Annotated in this window: 14 protein-coding genes; 3 read left to right on the plus strand and 11 right to left on the minus strand. The window is 55.4% G+C overall.

The window, feature by feature from the left end:
* Positions 1 to 8: 8 nt before the first annotated feature.
* Entirely contained in the window at positions 9 to 1,193 is a 1,185-nt protein-coding gene (locus B0G73_RS33345; protein WP_106285390.1) for an acyl-CoA dehydrogenase family protein, read from the plus strand.
* 30 nt (positions 1,194 to 1,223) lie between these two features.
* Entirely contained in the window at positions 1,224 to 2,591 is a 1,368-nt protein-coding gene (locus B0G73_RS33350) for an MmgE/PrpD family protein (protein WP_106285391.1), read from the plus strand.
* Between the two features lie 57 nt (positions 2,592 to 2,648).
* On the opposite strand, the gene B0G73_RS33355 is transcribed toward B0G73_RS33350, so the two are convergent.
* The 10 genes from B0G73_RS33355 to B0G73_RS40235 form a co-directional block, all read right to left on the minus strand.
* On the minus strand, positions 2,649 to 3,683 hold the full coding sequence (locus B0G73_RS33355) for a LacI family DNA-binding transcriptional regulator (RefSeq protein WP_181196694.1): 1,035 nt from the start codon (positions 3,681 to 3,683) through the stop codon (positions 2,649 to 2,651).
* Positions 3,684 to 4,064: 381 nt separating this feature from the next.
* Positions 4,065 to 5,513, minus strand: coding sequence for an FAD-dependent oxidoreductase (locus tag B0G73_RS33360; RefSeq protein WP_106285429.1), 1,449 nt, complete (start codon positions 5,511 to 5,513; stop codon positions 4,065 to 4,067).
* 647 nt (positions 5,514 to 6,160) lie between these two features.
* Complete coding sequence (locus B0G73_RS33365) at positions 6,161 to 6,997, minus strand: IclR family transcriptional regulator (RefSeq protein ID WP_106285393.1); 837 nt, start codon at positions 6,995 to 6,997, stop codon at positions 6,161 to 6,163.
* 54 nt (positions 6,998 to 7,051) lie between these two features.
* Positions 7,052 to 7,756 (minus strand): glutathione S-transferase family protein, encoded by a 705-nt coding sequence (locus B0G73_RS33370; RefSeq protein WP_106285394.1) that lies wholly within the window; start codon positions 7,754 to 7,756, stop codon positions 7,052 to 7,054.
* A gap of 7 nt (positions 7,757 to 7,763) precedes the next feature.
* Positions 7,764 to 9,197, minus strand: a complete 1,434-nt coding sequence (locus B0G73_RS33375; RefSeq protein WP_106285430.1) for an aldehyde dehydrogenase — start codon at positions 9,195 to 9,197, stop codon at positions 7,764 to 7,766.
* A 201-nt stretch (positions 9,198 to 9,398) separates the two neighbouring features.
* The gene (locus tag B0G73_RS33380; protein ID WP_181196695.1) at positions 9,399 to 10,118 is read right to left on the minus strand and encodes an ABC transporter ATP-binding protein; all 720 of its coding nucleotides are present in this window, start codon (positions 10,116 to 10,118) and stop codon (positions 9,399 to 9,401) included.
* A complete protein-coding gene (locus B0G73_RS33385; protein WP_106285396.1) occupies positions 10,115 to 11,926 on the minus strand; it encodes an ATP-binding cassette domain-containing protein in 1,812 nt (603 codons plus the stop codon). The genes B0G73_RS33380 and B0G73_RS33385 overlap by 4 nt, the downstream gene beginning before the upstream one ends.
* 10 nt (positions 11,927 to 11,936) lie before the next feature.
* Positions 11,937 to 12,842 carry a branched-chain amino acid ABC transporter permease gene (locus B0G73_RS33390; RefSeq protein WP_106285397.1) on the minus strand — a complete coding sequence of 302 codons (906 nt, stop codon included), beginning with the start codon at positions 12,840 to 12,842 and terminating at the stop codon, positions 11,937 to 11,939.
* A 14-nt stretch (positions 12,843 to 12,856) separates the two neighbouring features.
* On the minus strand, positions 12,857 to 14,107 hold the full coding sequence (locus B0G73_RS33395; RefSeq protein WP_181196696.1) for an ABC transporter substrate-binding protein: 1,251 nt from the start codon (positions 14,105 to 14,107) through the stop codon (positions 12,857 to 12,859).
* 225 nt (positions 14,108 to 14,332) lie between these two features.
* Positions 14,333 to 14,794, minus strand: a complete 462-nt coding sequence (locus tag B0G73_RS40235) for a hypothetical protein (protein WP_146144264.1) — start codon at positions 14,792 to 14,794, stop codon at positions 14,333 to 14,335.
* A 329-nt stretch (positions 14,795 to 15,123) separates the two neighbouring features.
* Here B0G73_RS40235 and B0G73_RS40735 point away from each other — a divergent pair, with 329 nt between their 5' ends.
* Positions 15,124 to 15,318 carry a hypothetical protein gene (locus B0G73_RS40735; protein ID WP_181196697.1) on the plus strand — a complete coding sequence of 65 codons (195 nt, stop codon included), beginning with the start codon at positions 15,124 to 15,126 and terminating at the stop codon, positions 15,316 to 15,318.
* A 184-nt stretch (positions 15,319 to 15,502) separates the two neighbouring features.
* Here the strand turns inward: B0G73_RS40735 and B0G73_RS33410 are convergent, their stop codons facing one another.
* Positions 15,503 to 16,456 (minus strand): electron transfer flavoprotein subunit alpha/FixB family protein, encoded by a 954-nt coding sequence (locus B0G73_RS33410; RefSeq protein WP_106285400.1) that lies wholly within the window; start codon positions 16,454 to 16,456, stop codon positions 15,503 to 15,505.
* Between the last annotated feature and the right edge of the window lie 8 nt (positions 16,457 to 16,464).

Here is a 16,464-nt window from a genome sequence, read left to right on the forward strand (position 1 = left end):
TTGACATTATGGAAACATACACCGAAGAATTTGGCATGGCGGTCGAGGAAGACTTCCCAGAAATCCGCGACAGCATACGCCGCATTTGCGCTCAATTCGGCGGCGAGTACTGGCGCGCTCTTGACGAGAAAGAAGCTTATCCAAGTGAGTTTGTGACCGCACTTACGGAATCCGGATATCTTGGAGCGCTGATTCCTGAGGAGTATGGTGGTAGCGGGATGCCTTTGCGCGCAGCAGCCGTGATTCTTGAGGAGATTCACGCAGCAGGTTGCAGTGCCGGCGCGTGTCACGCTCAGATGTACACAATGGGAACGGTTCTACGCCATGGAAGTGCGGAACAAAAGAACAAGTATCTCCCCGCCATCGCCTCCGGTGAACTTCGTCTGCAAGCCTTCGGAGTAACAGAGCCTACTACCGGCACGGATACGACAAAGCTAAAGACGCGAGCGGTCCGTGAAGGCGATAGCTATATCATCAACGGTCAAAAAGTATGGACGTCGCGCGCGCTGTTTTCTGACCTGATGCTATTGCTGGCGCGAACGACGCCTCTGGATCAAATCAAGAAAAAAAGTGACGGTCTGTCCGTCTTCCTTATCGACATGCGAGAGGCACGTGGCAACGGGCTAACAATCCAGCCGCTTAAAGCCATGGTCAATCACAATACGACCGAGGTTTTCTTCGACAATCTGAGGATTCCTGCCGGCTCTCTCATTGGCGAAGAGGGAAAGGGTTTTAAGTACATTCTTGATGGAATGAACGCGGAACGAATCCTTGTGGGTTCAGAAGCCATCGGCGACGCAAAATGGTTCACGAAAAAATCCGTGGCGTACGCGAATGAACGTACAGTCTTCGAGCGGCCTATTGGCCAGAACCAAGGCATTCAGTTCCCCATTGCTCGAGCGCATGCGCAGACAGTGGCGGCCGAGCTCGTGCTTCGTAAGGCTGCAGCATTGTATGACGCGCACAAGCCCTGCGGCGACGAGGCGAACATGGGAAAAATGCTTGCGTCAGAAGCCTCTTGGGCAGCCGGCGAAGCGTGCATGCAGACGCATGGGGGCTTCGCGTTCGCGAGAGAGTATGACATCGAACGAAAGTGGCGCGAAACGCGCCTGTTTCAGATCGCACCTGTCTCGACTAACTTGATCCTTTCCTACATCGGACAGCACATGCTCGGCATGCCGCGTTCGTTCTGATCCGCGATCACTCTGACCCAGGAGAACTACATGGTCGCATTGACCCAGTCATTGGCCTCCTATATCCACGCTCCCGACTTCGGCCCGGATGAAGATGAGGCCCTCTCGATGGCGCAGCAAGGCGTCCTGGACTCGATTGCCACTCTGTACGCGGGTTCGGGCGAAGAAGTCGTGAGAATAGTCTCGAGCCAGTTCAGCGCCGTCGATCGTGAAGACGTGCGAGCGGCGCCCGCGCCGTTCTCAGGAAACCACTTCAAAGCAGATGAAGCTGCTTACGTCATTGGAGTTGCTGCACACGCACTTGACTACGATGATGTTGCACTGTCCGGCCACCCGAGCGCTGTCCTGATGCCGGCAATCCTTTCGTTCTGCTACAGCAGGAACCTGGAAGGGCTTGAAGCGCTTCGTGCATACGTAGTCGGCTATGAAGTCTGGGCCGAACTAGTGGCACGTGACAGTGATCAGTACCATACCAAGGGCTGGCATCCAACCAGCGTATTCGGAACGGTCGCTGCCACAGCCGCATTGGCGTACCTTGGGCGCCTAAGCATGCCGCAGATACAACACGCCCTTGGAATTGCTGCCAGCATGGCGTCAGGGCTAGTCGCAAATTTTGGCTCCATGACGAAATCGTGGCAGGTTGGCCGTGCGGCCTCTTCTGCATTTTCAGCGGTCGGGCTTGCGAAGGCGGGCCTCACCGCTAGCACCGATGTCCTGGAACATCCGGCAGGATTTCTCAACGCCATTTCCCCTAGAGGTAGCGTGGATCTCGCTCGTCCATACATTATCGGGAAGCCGCGCATTGTAGAGCATGGGCTGTCAATTAAACGCTATCCGGTTTGCTATGGGAGTCACAGGGTTATTGATGGCGTTCTTCAGCTCGTTGCAGCCGATGATATCCGCCCGCCCGACGTCGTGAAGGTAGTCGCGACTATAGGGACTGGACAAGCGTCAATGTTGCGCAATCACGCTCCAATGAGCGCACTCGAGGCGAAGTTCAGCTTGGAGTTCGCAGTGGCATCGGCAATTCTGGCCAAAAGCGTCGGCCTTGCGGAACTTACCGATGATTTCGTGCGACGTGCCGATATCCAACATTTGGTCACCAAAACAGTCGCTGAGCTGACCTCGGATCCGTGTCCGATCGACAATGCGTTCTCGTACAAAGACCGAGTTGTCATATACACCGAGGATGGACGTCTTCACGATTCCGGAGACATACGCTTTGCAAGAGGACACAGCAAAAATCCCATGTCTGACTCGGAGCTACGGACAAAGTTTTTGGACTGTCTTTCGTACTATACGAGTCTGAACGACCTAGAGGCTACGTATGGCGAGCGCTTGTATCAAAAGATTGTCGACCTTCGATCGATGAAAACTATTCGAGACCTTTGGACCTAACGCCCTTATCTCAGGAAGCGTCGAAGTCGCACCCTCGGCGAACCTGAAGAACGAGGATCAAGTTTTGACTGCGATGTCGACACTCGGCATCGCGGTCGAATGTCGGGCCACCAGCGTCGCTTCGAAAATCAGTTCCTTATGTGGAAATGAAGTCGTAGCACCTGCTTGATTTCCGATCGCGGAGAACAGCAATGCCGTTGCTTGCTCGCTCATATCACGCACTGGCAGAGCCATAGCAGTCAGCGGCACCGTGGCAACCTGAAACCATTCTGTGTCCCCGTAGCCGACGATTGATACTTGCTTGGGAATGGCAACTCCGCGTTCCCGCAGTGCCAATAGCGCACCTGACATCTGACGCGGGCTGCCGATGACCAGGCCGGTCAGGTCGGGGCGCATTGAGAGCAACTCATGCACGGCCTGACTGCCGTACTCGGGGGAAGGCGGCCCTAGTCTGATCAGCGCCGAATCGACTTCGCCGCCATGGTCTCGACATGCCGCTCTGAAGCCCGCCAAACGACTTGCGCCAGTACTAGTCGTCTCTAACGTCCCGATGTAGCCGATTTGACGGTGCCCCTGCGCGGCCAGGTGGTCCGTCGCCGTGTGTATGGCACGCTCCTCGTTGACACGTACAGCTAGCCCTCCAAGCTGCGGCTCGTAGCGCAACAATTGCACGCATGGGATGGCTTTCAGCAATCTCCGCGTTGCGACGGTGCTTCTTTCCGAGGGCGCGATCATGACGCCCAGTGCGCGACTCTGTACCAACGCCTCGATTTGTTCCTGCTCGCGGACCGGATCGTCCTCCGAGATACCAAGCATCATCGAGTAGCCATAGAGCGCGCAGTTGTTCGAAAGCACGCGGGCAAGCGCGCTGAAAAACTCGTTCTGTACGTTTGGAACGATCAAGCCGACGAGCCGGCTAGACAGCCCTCGCATCATGCGGGCTCCCGAATTCGGTATATAACCCATTCGAGCGGCTGTTTCCTGCACCTTGATGCGCGTCTGTTCGTTGATCGCCTTATGATTATTCAGCGCACGCGACACGGTCGAATGCGACATGCTCAAGGCGTCCGCGATATCCTTTATTGTGATCATTTCTGAGCGCCGGCAAGTAGATCGGGGTTTTGCACACGTTTTCCGCTCCCACCATTGTAGCAGTGGTTGCATCGCTGACTGGACACAGTGAACGGCTGACTCCCAACTTACACTTGCACGATGCGGCCCCACTTAAACTCGGTGGTTCTCACTTCTTAACGATCTCAGTCTTGCGCTCGCCGAGCCCGACCAATCCAGGCAAGGCATTGGAGACACAACCCACCGAAGCCCCTCCTTCCTCGATGCCTAAAAGACGCCTGCAGGCTTTTGGGGGCGAGCTGGCGCTACCGCTTCAGGTGCGGACCTTGACCGCGGATCGAGGCCTTGCCTTCCGGACAAGGCCTTCGTATCCCCGTCATCGACTTGCTTATTCCCCTAACGCTAGTTGACCAGTGAACTCCTCTCTGCAATATGCTTTCCTGCAATGCGCCCGAAGGTCAGGGCTCGTAGGACCGAGACCGCCCCAACATATAGGCCGTAGAGGATACCTACCGTCTCACCAGCAGCATAAAGTCCAGGAATCACCATGCCGCTGTTATTCACTACCTGCGCATTTGCAGTGGTTTTCAGTCCGCCGTATGTGAACGTAATTGAAGACATAATCGGGTAAGCAAGGAAAGGTCCTTTGTCAATGGGTCTCGCCCAGTTTGACTTTGGCGGCTGCAGCCCTTCTGTTCCCACGCCATCGAGCGTCGACGGTTCAAACGGACCTGGCACGCACGCTTCGTTGAAGGCCGACAGCGTACTCACAAACTTTGCAACCGGAAGCTCCAACTTTTGCGCCAGACCTTCGAGCGAATCAGCACTGACTGGTGGCAAATCCGAACGTACCATGGTACGCCAATTAGGATAATCATTGATCTTCTGATCGAGAATCAGGTAGGCAATGCCGTCGCGCTGCTCTGTCACGAATCGACACGGGTCCTCCTGAATTCGCCAGGCCTCGCTCGGTGCCTCGTCCATGAAGCGCACGGCGTCCTTATTGACGATAACTCCCATCGGGAAACAATTGACCAAAGCTTCTTGCATGCAGGAGCGGGCGTCGATCATCTGACGGTGACAGTCAGCGTAGTCGCCGGCAGGAGCGGCGCCAGCGTCAAGGGCCATACGGATGCCCTCACCCTTGTTGTAATATCCTCCGCGTGCGACCGGGCGCATATAGCGTGCTGCGGGACCGATGTGCTGAACAACCATCTGAGGGTTCCCTTCAAATCCGCCACACGCGAGGACCACGGATGCCGCATGAATTTTGATGCCTTCATGATTCGCATCTACAGCCTTGATGCCTACCACGCGTTCGTCGTCGTCCCGCAGGAGACCAACTGCAGTGGTCTCATATAGCACCTCTGCTCCCTTCTTCTTCACAATCGGCGTCAAGGTCTCAATGATGGCAAGCCCGCCCCCGTAGATGCTCATCATTGCCCAATATAGTGGGTAAGGATAATAACTATCGACGACTTTGATTCCGTGGCCTTGCAACCACTTCAGCACTTCCGGAACACCTTCAGCGAACGCATTCAATACTTCCGGGTCGAGGAAGGACAGAGCTTTCACAACACTAGGCCACGTCGAATATTCCCGTGTAGTGGCTTCAATGAAGTCCTGCTGAATGTTGTAACCTGAGTTCCGTGTAAACTCGTCGACAAAATCGTCGGTAACCTCGGTTTCACTTTTTAGTCTCAGCAGTGCTTCAGTCCACCGGGTATTTCCGCCGGACTCTGCTTCGTTCGCACGCTCGAGCATAACTACGGACTTACCCGCCTCCAGCGAAGTAAGCGCACAGGAAAGGCCAGCCGCGCCGCAGCCGACGATTACGACATCTGCTTGCATCTCTTTCACGATATCTCCTCCAACGCTTTTTGCGTGGTTATTGAGAACCCGCCCAAGTCGGTCAGGTTAATTACTCATTTCCGATCCCATTGCTGAGCCGCGAACAATAATGGGAAAGGCAGCATCCATGAAGCCGGACTTCAGTATTGTGCGATTTTGATGAGTGGAGGTTGCCAGATACCAAATAATCACGAATGTGATCGACGGACCCCCTCGGCCTAATGTCAACGGAGTCCGTGGCCGATGCGACCGTAGGAAGCGCCAACAGGCAACGTAGGTGCAGCCGCTGGTAGCGCGCACCGTGGCCTGGCATTCGAGACACTGTTTGATAGCTAAGTGCCCCGCTCTGACGCCCCTCTCACACACTGTGCTTTCTGGTTAGACTCGATACCACCGCGCGTGCTGGACCACTATATCGTTCGAGACGCTAGTGTTCCTGAGCCCTTGCCGGAGCATGGGCGCCGCATAGTTCTCACCTGCGGCACCTGGCGGCCCCATTTGTTTTCACGCCGAGAAAACAGCCAGGGAGGTTTGGTATTACTTGTTAAACAACGATAGAGCCGTCAGCAGGGCGATAACTTGTTCGCCGTGGCACGTGTACCGGCCTGAAAGGAGGGACTGGATTCAGGTGCAAAGGCGCCGCACCGCTATGCCCCTCTCTTCGGGGGACCCTTCCAACTAAGTCTCGCCCGAAACGGGCGAACCGTTTCGTCGAGTAGGTCTATAAACTCGTTCTTGTTCGCCTTTAGAACCTCTATCGACGCACCGAGTCCGATCGCCATGGGTGGTTGGCTAGATGGTGTGGGCAGTTCCATCGCCACCACACCATTTCCCGCTCGCACGGTACTTTCCGTGTAAGCGTATCCTTGGCGTCGAATCTGGTCTAACTCTGCCAGCAACGCAGTAGTGTTCACACGCTGGTCCGGATCCGGCTCTTCTCCGTTGATCCTGCGGACGATGGCGAGCGCATCTACGTCGGTCTTTTGAGACAAAAGTACCTTACCCAACGCCGCCTTATGCAAGGGGCGAAGCGACCCTGGCTTGATATAGAGAGGAACGGTCGGTTGAGGTTCCTGGATGAGGTGAATGTAGTGGACGTAAATGTCGTTTTGCATCCCTATCAGGACAGTCGCTCCCGTCTTCTCGTGCAATTGCTCAGTGATCCTTGACAGACTATTGTCGCTGAAAAGCTGGTCGTGGATCCACTCTCCCAGGAATGCGACTCGCATGGTCGGTAGGTAGACGTGTCTCTGGCGGTCGTAGTCGAGATAACCTAGTTTGGTCAAACTTTTCAGAAGCACCGAGGTACTCGACTGGGGAAAGTCGAGTTCGCCCACAATCTCGCCGACGCTCGCTGAGCGCCGGTTGTGAGCGAAGAATTCCAGGATTTGCAGGACTCGCTTTGCCGACTTAACCGTATCTCTTTCCGTCTTGAGAGATGCAGACTCCGAGTCCTTCTCAGCCTTCCCCGATTGATTAACCATGTCTAACCCAGCCGCTCTCCAGGCCAACGATCCAACGTTAAACAAGCAACCGTTTCAGGCAGCCATGCGCTGCTTATCGGGTGCTGCTGCGTTCACGCGTTTCAACCATTCTGCGATCTTCCCCTTAGGCTTGACATAGTCTGAGAACTCCCGCGCATACAGTAAAGCCTCAACCTGCACTGACACTGCGATGTCCGCAAGACTAATTTTCTCGCCCACAAGCCATAACTGTTTTTGTAGCAATGCATCGAGAGCGTCCGCATGGCGTTTTGCGTCCTGTACGACTTGCTCTTGGGGCTTACGCCCAATGCCCTGTGCTGTAGCGATGGCGCTGCCTTTTTCGACCAACAAAGCCGGCAGGGCTTGCCGATCCACGTTAGGCATAGTGGCGGCGAACTCATCTACCACTCGTTCCACGTTTTGTGGCCAGCCGATCCGCATCAACACCTCATAGAAGTACAAACTCTCATCAGCCCATTCCTCGATGATGTGTACGATTGCGCGATCGTGTGCGTCCGCTGGAATCACGGCCCGCTCAGGAAACGCCGCATCCAGATAGTACGCGATATCGGTCGAATCCCAAACGACGTCCCCGTCATTACGAATCGCCGGAAACTTGCCGGTCGGACTTACATCCTTGAATTCCGCTACCTTGTCTCGCGGCACCTCCACGATTTCGTAGTGGAGGCCCTTATAACCGAGGATCTTACGGACCTTTGCGCAAAAAGGAGAGGTAGAGAATTGGTAGACGGTAATCATCGTAGCCTCACAGCCGGATAGTGACGCACTTCAATTGTGTATTGTGATGCAGCGCCTCAATACCCTTCTCGCGACCATAGCCGCTATTCTTGTACCCGCCGAACGGGGTCTCGATGCCTGCAGCGAAATAATCGTTAACGGTGACCTGGCCAGCCTCGACAGCCGCGACCATTCTCAAAGCGCGACCTATATCGCGCGTCCAGATTCCGGCTGCAAGGCCATATTCACTATCATTGCTAATACGAACAGCGTCGGCTTCATCGTCAAAGGGAATAACAACGCCAACTGGACCAAAGATCTCTTCTTGGGCGATGCGGGCCTTGGGATCAATCGATTCGTACAGAGCCGGACCGATGTAATTGCCAATCCTGCCCGGTGCCTCATCGGTCGAGCCGGCCAACAAGCGCGCCCCGTCTTTGACAGCCATTTGAAGGGATTCACGGACTCGTTTATATTGTGCGTCCGTTGTGATTGCGCCAACATCGCTCGGAGCGTCAGCGCCCACTTGCAACGCGTTGACCTTAGCGACGAGCAGTTCAACAAAGCGATCGTATGTGGTGCGTTGGACTAAGCAGCGCGTTCCCGCCCAACAAATCTGGCCCGCATTCCAAGTAAAGCCTCTTAGAACTCCGTTGGCAGCGGCTTCCAAGTCCGCATCGTCAAAGACGATATTGGGCGACTTTCCGCCGAGCTCAAGAGTCAGCGGGATAATACGCTCTGCCGCAATATGCCCTACCTCTCGTCCTGCCCTGACGCTGCCAGTGAAACTTACCTTCCGGACCAATGGATGTTCCACCAGCGCGCGCCCAGCTTCCTGTCCTCGACCAAGAACGACGTTCAGTATTCCCGGCGGAAGTCCGCACTCTTCGACGCACATTTTGGCGAACTCGATCAATGAGCTTGAGGTCTCTTCAGATGGCTTGGCAACGACAGCGTTGCCCACGGCCAGTGCAGGTGCCGCGGCCCGGCAGGCCTGATTTAGAGGGGCGTTCCAAGGCAGGATCGCACCAATGACGCCGTAAGGCTCCCGTCGTGTGTACGAGTGCAACCCGGCTCCAAGATTAATGACCTCGCCTTGATAATAATTCACCAAGCCGCCATAGAAGTCGAAATACTGAGCACAAACCTCTATCTCCGATCGCGCCTGCTGCAACTTTTTTCCAGCGTCCGCGGCTTCCAATTCGGCAAATCGGTCTATGTCGCGGCGCAGCATCTGTGCGATCGAAATCATGATGCGGCCGCGCTCCATTGGCCTGAGGTCTCTCCAAGCCGGATACGCTTCGTGAGAGCTTTTTACGGCCAGGTTAACATCCGCGGCGTTGCCTGCCGCGACTTCTCCGATCGGCGCACCGGTGGCCGGATTGGTGTTAGGAATGTATGCGTCGGCGGATGGGGCAACCGATCGACCAGCAATATAATGGGTCAAACGTTGGCTAGACATGATGATATGGTCCTCGGGCGAATAGGGAGGAGCAAGCGGGCTCGAAATCCCCTTTGCAAGTTCCAAAGCCGACTTGAGTTCGTTAGCAAGGCTTTGGCGATTATTTATATTGCCGCCTCATCCCGAACACGATCCATTTTAGCGTCACATATCACATATGTGAGGGCCGCCGCCCAGGCAGCCCCCTCGCGGATTTTCTCGTCAAGCAGCCAGGTAGCGATGTCGAAGCGCCTCATCAGCATTGAACGCTGCAATATCGTCATCGAAGACCACGCTACCCTGATTAATCACCACCGCCCGCGACGCAACTCCCATACAGAATCGCATGTTCTGCTCCGCGAGAACCAAGGTCATTCCAGCCTGCCGCAATTGCTGCAGCAAGAGTTGGAGCTGATCCATAACTAATGGCGATAGACCTTGGCTGGGCTCGTCCAGCAACATTATTAAGGGGTTGCCTAACAATGCACGCGCGATCACCAGCATCTGTTGCTGCCCTCCTGATAGGGTGCCGGCGCCCTTTCGTCGTGCATCCCATAGCATCGGAAAGACTGAATAAACGCGTTCAAGAGTCCATTCGCACCCGCCGTCGGCGCCCGCCTTCATCCCGAGCGTAAGATTGGCTTCGACACTTTGGCGACGGAACACTTGCCGATCTTCCGGTACATAGGCTACGCCAAGACGGGCGATGTGCTCTGGGCGACAGCCTCGAGCCGGATGGCCCGACACCTGGATGATGCCGTTGCGCACGTCAGCCAAGCCCATTATTGATTTCAATGTCGTGCTCTTGCCGGCTCCGTTGCGGCCAAGCAATGCAACGGAATCCCCCCGATGCACGTCGAAGCTAACACCGAAAAGTGCCCGACTGGCCCCATAGAACGAATCGACGCCCTTAATGTTCAACATATCGTTGGTCGCGCTCACGTCGCTGCCCCCAGCACCGCCGGGTCGGCGATCTCATCACGCTCACCGGTGCTGCCCAGGTACGCTTCGATAACCCTCGTGTCACACCGGACCTGCGCTGGGGGGCCTTGAGTAAGCAAGGCGCCCTGCGCCAACACAACCACATGTTCCGCGATCGAGAACACGATATCCATGTCATGTTCGATGAAGACGACCGTCAGCTTGTGGCTTTCCCACAGTTGTTGGATGGTCCGCATCATCTTCCAGCGCTCGTCTGGCCCCATGCCTGCCGTAGGCTCGTCGAGTAGCAATACACGCGGTTCAAGCATCAGAGCGAGCGCAATATCCAACATTTTCTGGTCACCGTGGCTCAACTCGGAAACGGGACGATGTGCAACGTCGCCCAGATTCACCAGTCCGATTACACGTTGCGCACGTGCTGCTCCCTTCGGAGTGGGACAGGTCCTGAAAACTCCAGGCAGACCCAAATAGTCTGGATCTCCTACGGCGGATAGCGCTTCGTAAGCGGTCATCGAAGGAAACAGGCTTGCGACCTGGAACGCCCGCGCCAATCCCATTCGCACAATCTTACGCGTGGGCACGCCAGTGATCGGTGCGTTGCCTAGTAAGACCGCCCCGTCGTCCGGCTGCAATGCACCGGCCATCAAATTGAAAAGTGTGGTCTTTCCCGCACCGTTTGGGCCGATAATTGCGGTCAAGGATCCGGACGGGAATTGCAGGGATACGTCCCGTGTGACCTTCTGTCCGCCAAATCGCTTCTCTAAATGTTCAACCTGTAGCGTCCCACCATTCTCTTTTGGCGAAGCTGCAGCAAAAGAGGCCGCGCCCTCGCTGCCGTGCGGTGAAACTGCACGCCGCCGATTTTTCAAGATACCCGTAACCTTCCCATAGACAACGTCGGCTGGACTACGCCGAAGGCCGAGCACTATAACCAACAGCACACTGCCAAGCACCAGACCGGTATGGCCGGAAGATGCGCTCGTCACATAAATGAGACCATTCAAGATTCCATATCCAATGAGCGGCCCCAGGAAAAGTTGGCTACCGCCAAGCAAGATCGCAAAGATGGCGTCTCCTGATGCCGTCCACGCTGCAAATGTCGGATACGCGCCCGCGACCATGAACGTCGCCAGGCCGCCCGCGACCCCCGCGAACGCACCTGCGATTGTGAAAGCCGCAAGACGAGCCGAGTATACGTTTACACCAAGGCAAGCCGCACGGTCGGCGTTATCGCGGATCATCTGTAACGTTGTCCCGAATGCGCTCCGTGTGACATAGCGTAAAAGCATCACCGCCGCAAAGAAAAACGTAGCAATGAACACGTAGCGTTCAGTTCCTGTTGAAATGTCTAACCCAGCCACAGTAAGGCTCGCCGCACGGACCGATAAGCCGGAATCACCGCCTGTGTAATTGCTCGCCGCGTTTAAAGTGTTGGCGAATACCATGGCGAAAGCTAACGTGATAAACGAGAAGTATGTGTCTTTCAGTCGGACGCAAAAAATTCCTACTACCAAAGACGCCAACGTAGTCACTAACACGGATAACCCAAATGATCCCAGCACACCATACTCGTTTCCGAGGAACCAAGAGAAGCTATAAGCCCCGAGCGCGAAGAACATGGCATGACCAAAAGATACAAGCCCGGTTTTCCCGACCAGAAGGTTTAGCGACATCGCCATCAGACCATACACTAGCGTGTAACTCACGAAATCCTGCAGCGTGATGTTATGCAAAATGACAGGAATGACCAATAGCAGCACCGCCAATCCATATTTTACGAGCACCCGTAAGAAGCTAACTTTTGCCATGTCCTATTCCTCAAGGTCTTTCATGGACAGCGAACAATCCTGTCGGTTTAACACACAGCACAATAAGCATTGCAACGAATGTCAGACCCTCTGTAAATAGAGGCATCGCAATTGAGCCATACGATCGCGTCAAGCCGATGAACAGCGCCGCAAGCAACGCTCCGAAAATCGATCCCATCCCGCCGATAACTGTCACGACGAAGCACTCGATCAGGATAGAAAAGCCAACACCGGGCATCGTTGCGCGCATCGGCGATGCAAGAGATCCCGCCAAGCCGGCAAGACCACAACCTACCGCGACGACAACCGCAGCATAGAGTCGAGTATTTATCCCCAGCGCTGCGGCCATCTTGGGAACCTCCGCGACTGCTTGCACCGCGCGGCCAAAGCCGGAGCGGTTAATTAGCAGCCAACTCGCGATCCCTACCGTTGCCGAGATCCCGATAAGCACGAGGTAATAAACCGGCACCACACCCCCGCCGAGCTGCACGGGAGGCAACTGCATGGCCTCTGGCATGCCGGTAGACAATGCTGCACTACCCCAGAAGATCTTGACCAGATCGTCTGCTATCAAAACGACGCCATAGCATCCGAGCAGTATCATCAGCGGGTTCGAATCTTTGACACGACTGATAACCGTGCGCTCGAACAGGGCTCCGCTTGCGGCCACCAGGAGCGTCGCGCCGATCACAGCGACGAGAAAGCTCCCGTTCGCACGATAGAACGCGATGGTAAAGTAAGCGCCTAACATGTAGAACGTGCCGTGGGCGAAGTTTGTGACCCTTAACACGCCAAATACAAGCGTGAGCCCAGAGGCTGCCAAAAACAACAGGAAGGCGATGACCAACCCAGTCATCGTTTGCGTTACCAGACACGGTGCGCTTACTAGACACTCGGTCAATGCAGTGAGATCCATTGGCTACACTCCTATTAAACGTAGTTACTACGCTTCAGCCACGCTGTTTCGGATTCCAGAACTTGGTCCCAATTAACCGACTCGAAACTTTTCACGAACGGTTCGGCCGATTGGGCCATTCCAAATCCCAATGGATATCGAATCACTGCGTTATCGGCCGCACGCATGGTCACTTTGCCGTCGAGCCCGTACGGTACTTGCACGGTCGAGCCACGAATGGCCTGAGCCATTTTGTCGACCCGCAGTTCGCCGCCGGTTGCAGTCAATGCATTCACCGCAAGTTGGGCCGCCAACGCAGCTTGCCATGACCAGGTAGTCGGCCTGATTCCGCCACTTGTCTTCACGATTGCGTCGTGCCACGCTCGATTTTCTGCAGTAGGCGGATAGACCATACTGTAACGACTGCCCGTGTATGCAACCGGGGGAATCTGCTTGACTTTGTCGATCACGCCATATTCGGAGAGATCCGGCATGAACACGGCCCGATTACTGAACAACCCATAAAGATTCCCTTGCTCCATCAGCGAGAGAAGATCTCCGCTGAAGCATAGGGAATATATGACGTCGGCTTTCGAGGAAAGCATCTTTGTGACAACCTCCGTGTAATCGGAGGCGCCGAGCTTGGGCCAACTTTGACTGACAACGTTCAGGCTGCTGCCGAAACGTTTGCAGTTGTCAACGAACAGCTGTGTCACGTCACGCCCGTACTGATAGTCGGGCGAGCAGGTCGCCAATCTCCCATAAGATCGCTCTTTTGCTAAGCGGGTGAACCACAATGCTCCGCCCGCCGCGTCATGCACACCCTGTCGTGAAGTACGAAACACGTGTGGGGATCGCTGTTTGGGATCTGCGGTTAAAGCCGAATACTCCGCGGCCGTGTGAAAGAAAAGGACATCGCTGGTTCGAGCCACTTCGTTGACAGCGGCTGCGCCTGCCGAGGTTTCAGCCGCGATAATAATCCGGCATCCGTCCGAGTTCATCAGATTGCGAACATTCTTCACCGCCTCCTCGGGCAACGCACGCGAGTCACGAACAAGCAGTTCCAGCTTCCGGCCATTGATCCCGCCAGATGCATTAACTTTGTCGAAAAGGAACTTCACGGCGGCAACGCTGCTAGTACCGGTCAAGGCGACGGGACCGCTGGTTATGCATGACATGCCGACCTTGATACTCCCAGACTGAGCGCGACCAATTAAAGGAGAAGTCGCCAGAACTGCGCCGCTTGCCAAGCGTATAAACGAGCGGCGAGAAATTTGATGTTCCACGTGTTGTCTCCGAACTGTTGTTTTGACATTCATTGCAGCACCGCATCACGCAGCGCCGATCGGAAAGGTTGAGCTTAGCGGCCGACTCCTTCCGCTCCGGTCAGCGAGAGGCTTGCCTGAGACATGTAGACCCGGTAAGCCCGAGTCGACAATCCATGCTATGAGATATTTAACACGTGTGCAATAGAGCTTTCCCTGACGCTTCTGCGCTCCGCCTATTAAGCGCTACGTGCAATACGCGCCGCAAAGCCATCCTTCAATATAGCTGCTCGCGAGCAGGTCAAAGCCGGCGTCCGCTCGCTTATAGATTTGAATGATCAGGACGAGATAAGAAGAAATGCGAACGAATGAATGCAGACCATGCAGACCCAGCGCGGACGAAGGGGTGGCCGCGCTTCGCGACTGCTGAGCGCCCACGGCTAACGCTCCCGCTGGACTTCCTGAGACGCCATTCGGACGGCGGAAAATTTCAGCTTGAGCGGACGCAGAGGCAGAGATCCGTTCCACCCCATATGCCATGGGAAGAAGAAAACGTTCTGTGAAGCATATCGAGAAAATTTTAACGTTTCCCGCATGCTGTATCGATCGGCTAGTGAAATGAGTTAGAAATTCGCTGAATTTGCCCGATCGCTGTTTTGGCTTTGCATAACCATCCTTGTTCAACGAGGACGCGATAACCGGAGACATTTCAGTGGTTCCCTCCGAAACATGCATCTGCGGCCTCAGCCGGCGACAGGCCGCCGTGGAAGTAGCCTCGGAGACGCTTTATGATCGTCGCGTAAGGGTGAAACGGCGGCCGCACAAGATTCGCTGCGACGTCAGATCAATCCGCAGATGGCCCAATTGGGCTGCACTCCTAGGAAACACTCATTGCCGGACGCTTGGCCTCAGGCGGGAACACGCACCAGGCGCCGTCATGGTGGCGGAAGAAGAAAATTGCAAACGAACCTGCAGGTCTCGATGCCTCGACGCAGATATACCCTCTCGGACTCGAGCTTGTCCGACTGAATCGGGTTATGCGAACCGGCACCGCCGGCGTTGGCGCAAACCATTTTTCGACGAGCGTACGCAAGGACTTCTCCGCTTTTTCCATGGGTCTCTCCCTCAACTCGATGCCGGTGCAGCTGTCGTGGCTTGCTGCAATCGCCATCGCGCAGCTTGAGCCACCGCAAATTCGATCACTTCGCGCGATCCGCAGAGGATTATCTTGACGACGTGTCGATGGACAACATGGCGCATACCTTGTATGCGAATTTCTAACTCAGGGCACTAGCACCGGGCCAGTCCGCGGTGATATTCTGAGGAGCCAAACCTGACGACATCATAGGCCCGACGAAAGCAAGGACAGGACGACGCGCTTTTATCGCCCTTCTGTCCTTGTGAGATCGGTGCCTTCTACACTGTAACGCCGTCAAGGGCGTCAACTAACTCAGGCACAATGGCGAACAGATCGCCGACAAGTCCGTAGTCGGCCACGCTGAAGATTGGTGCTTCCGGATCTTTGTTGATGGCCACGATGACCTTCGAATCTTTCATGCCAGCAAGATGCTGGATTGCTCCAGAGATGCCAACTGCGATGTAAAGCTGGGGCGCGACAATCTTACCTGTCTGTCCGACCTGCGAGTCATTTGGCGCATAGCCTGCGTCGACCGCCGCGCGGCTGGCGCCAAGTGCAGCACCCAGCTTGTCCGCTAGCGGTGCGAGGACTTCGTTGAACTTGTCACTACTGCCGAGCGCTCGTCCACCAGAAACGATAATCTTGGCCGACGCAAGATCCGGTCTATCGCTCTTAGTACTCTCCTCTTTAACGAACTGAGTTCTGCCGTCGCCAGCGACCGCCTCAATAAGCTCGACTGTGGCACTGCCACCGTGAGCCGGGACTGGGTCGAAAGCGGATGTCCGGACGGTGATCACCTTGCGAGCATCGACACTTTGCACGGTCGCAATAGCGTTGCCGGCATAGATGGGGCGCTCGAATGTATCATCGCTCACAACTCTGATAATTTCGCTGACCTGCGCGACATCCAGCTTGGCGGCGACACGAGGAGCCACATTCTTCCCATTAGCCGTCGCAGGAAAAACAAAGTGGGTGTACGCAGGGTCTGCGGCGACCGCGAGAACTTGTGATGCCACGTTTTCGGCCAGGCCGTGAGACAAACTATCTCCATCGGCGTGCAGAACTTTACTTACACCTGTGATCTTTGCGGCTGATGCAGCCACAGTTCCAGCATTAAAGCCCACCACCAGGACGTGGACATCCACGTTGAAATTCGCAGCCGCCGCTACGGCGCTGAGTGTGACTGACTTGATACCAACACCGTCGTGATCTGCAATGACTAGGATACTCATAACGTTAC

The sequence above is a fragment of the Paraburkholderia sp. BL25I1N1 genome, from assembly GCF_003002025.1.
GTDB lineage: Bacteria > Pseudomonadota > Gammaproteobacteria > Burkholderiales > Burkholderiaceae > Paraburkholderia.

What these genes read in the sequence shown, in the direction of transcription:
- B0G73_RS33370 (WP_106285394.1), bottom strand. Translation starts at nt 7,756, where the DNA reads ATGATTACCGTCTACCAATTCTCTACCTCTCCTTTTTGCGCAAAGGTC.
- B0G73_RS40735 (WP_181196697.1), top strand. Translation starts at nt 15,124, where the DNA reads ATGCGAACCGGCACCGCCGGCGTTGGCGCAAACCATTTTTCGACGAGC.
- B0G73_RS33345 (WP_106285390.1), top strand. Translation starts at nt 9, where the DNA reads ATGGAAACATACACCGAAGAATTTGGCATGGCGGTCGAGGAAGACTTC.
- B0G73_RS40235 (WP_146144264.1), bottom strand. Translation starts at nt 14,794, where the DNA reads ATGTCTCCGGTTATCGCGTCCTCGTTGAACAAGGATGGTTATGCAAAG.
- B0G73_RS33360 (WP_106285429.1), bottom strand. Translation starts at nt 5,513, where the DNA reads ATGCAAGCAGATGTCGTAATCGTCGGCTGCGGCGCGGCTGGCCTTTCC.
- B0G73_RS33355 (WP_181196694.1), bottom strand. Translation starts at nt 3,683, where the DNA reads ATGATCACAATAAAGGATATCGCGGACGCCTTGAGCATGTCGCATTCG.
- B0G73_RS33385 (WP_106285396.1), bottom strand. Translation starts at nt 11,926, where the DNA reads ATGGCAAAAGTTAGCTTCTTACGGGTGCTCGTAAAATATGGATTGGCG.
- B0G73_RS33390 (WP_106285397.1), bottom strand. Translation starts at nt 12,842, where the DNA reads ATGGATCTCACTGCATTGACCGAGTGTCTAGTAAGCGCACCGTGTCTG.
- B0G73_RS33365 (WP_106285393.1), bottom strand. Translation starts at nt 6,997, where the DNA reads ATGGTTAATCAATCGGGGAAGGCTGAGAAGGACTCGGAGTCTGCATCT.
- B0G73_RS33375 (WP_106285430.1), bottom strand. Translation starts at nt 9,197, where the DNA reads ATGTCTAGCCAACGTTTGACCCATTATATTGCTGGTCGATCGGTTGCC.
- B0G73_RS33350 (WP_106285391.1), top strand. Translation starts at nt 1,224, where the DNA reads ATGGTCGCATTGACCCAGTCATTGGCCTCCTATATCCACGCTCCCGAC.
- B0G73_RS33410 (WP_106285400.1), bottom strand. Translation starts at nt 16,456, where the DNA reads ATGAGTATCCTAGTCATTGCAGATCACGACGGTGTTGGTATCAAGTCA.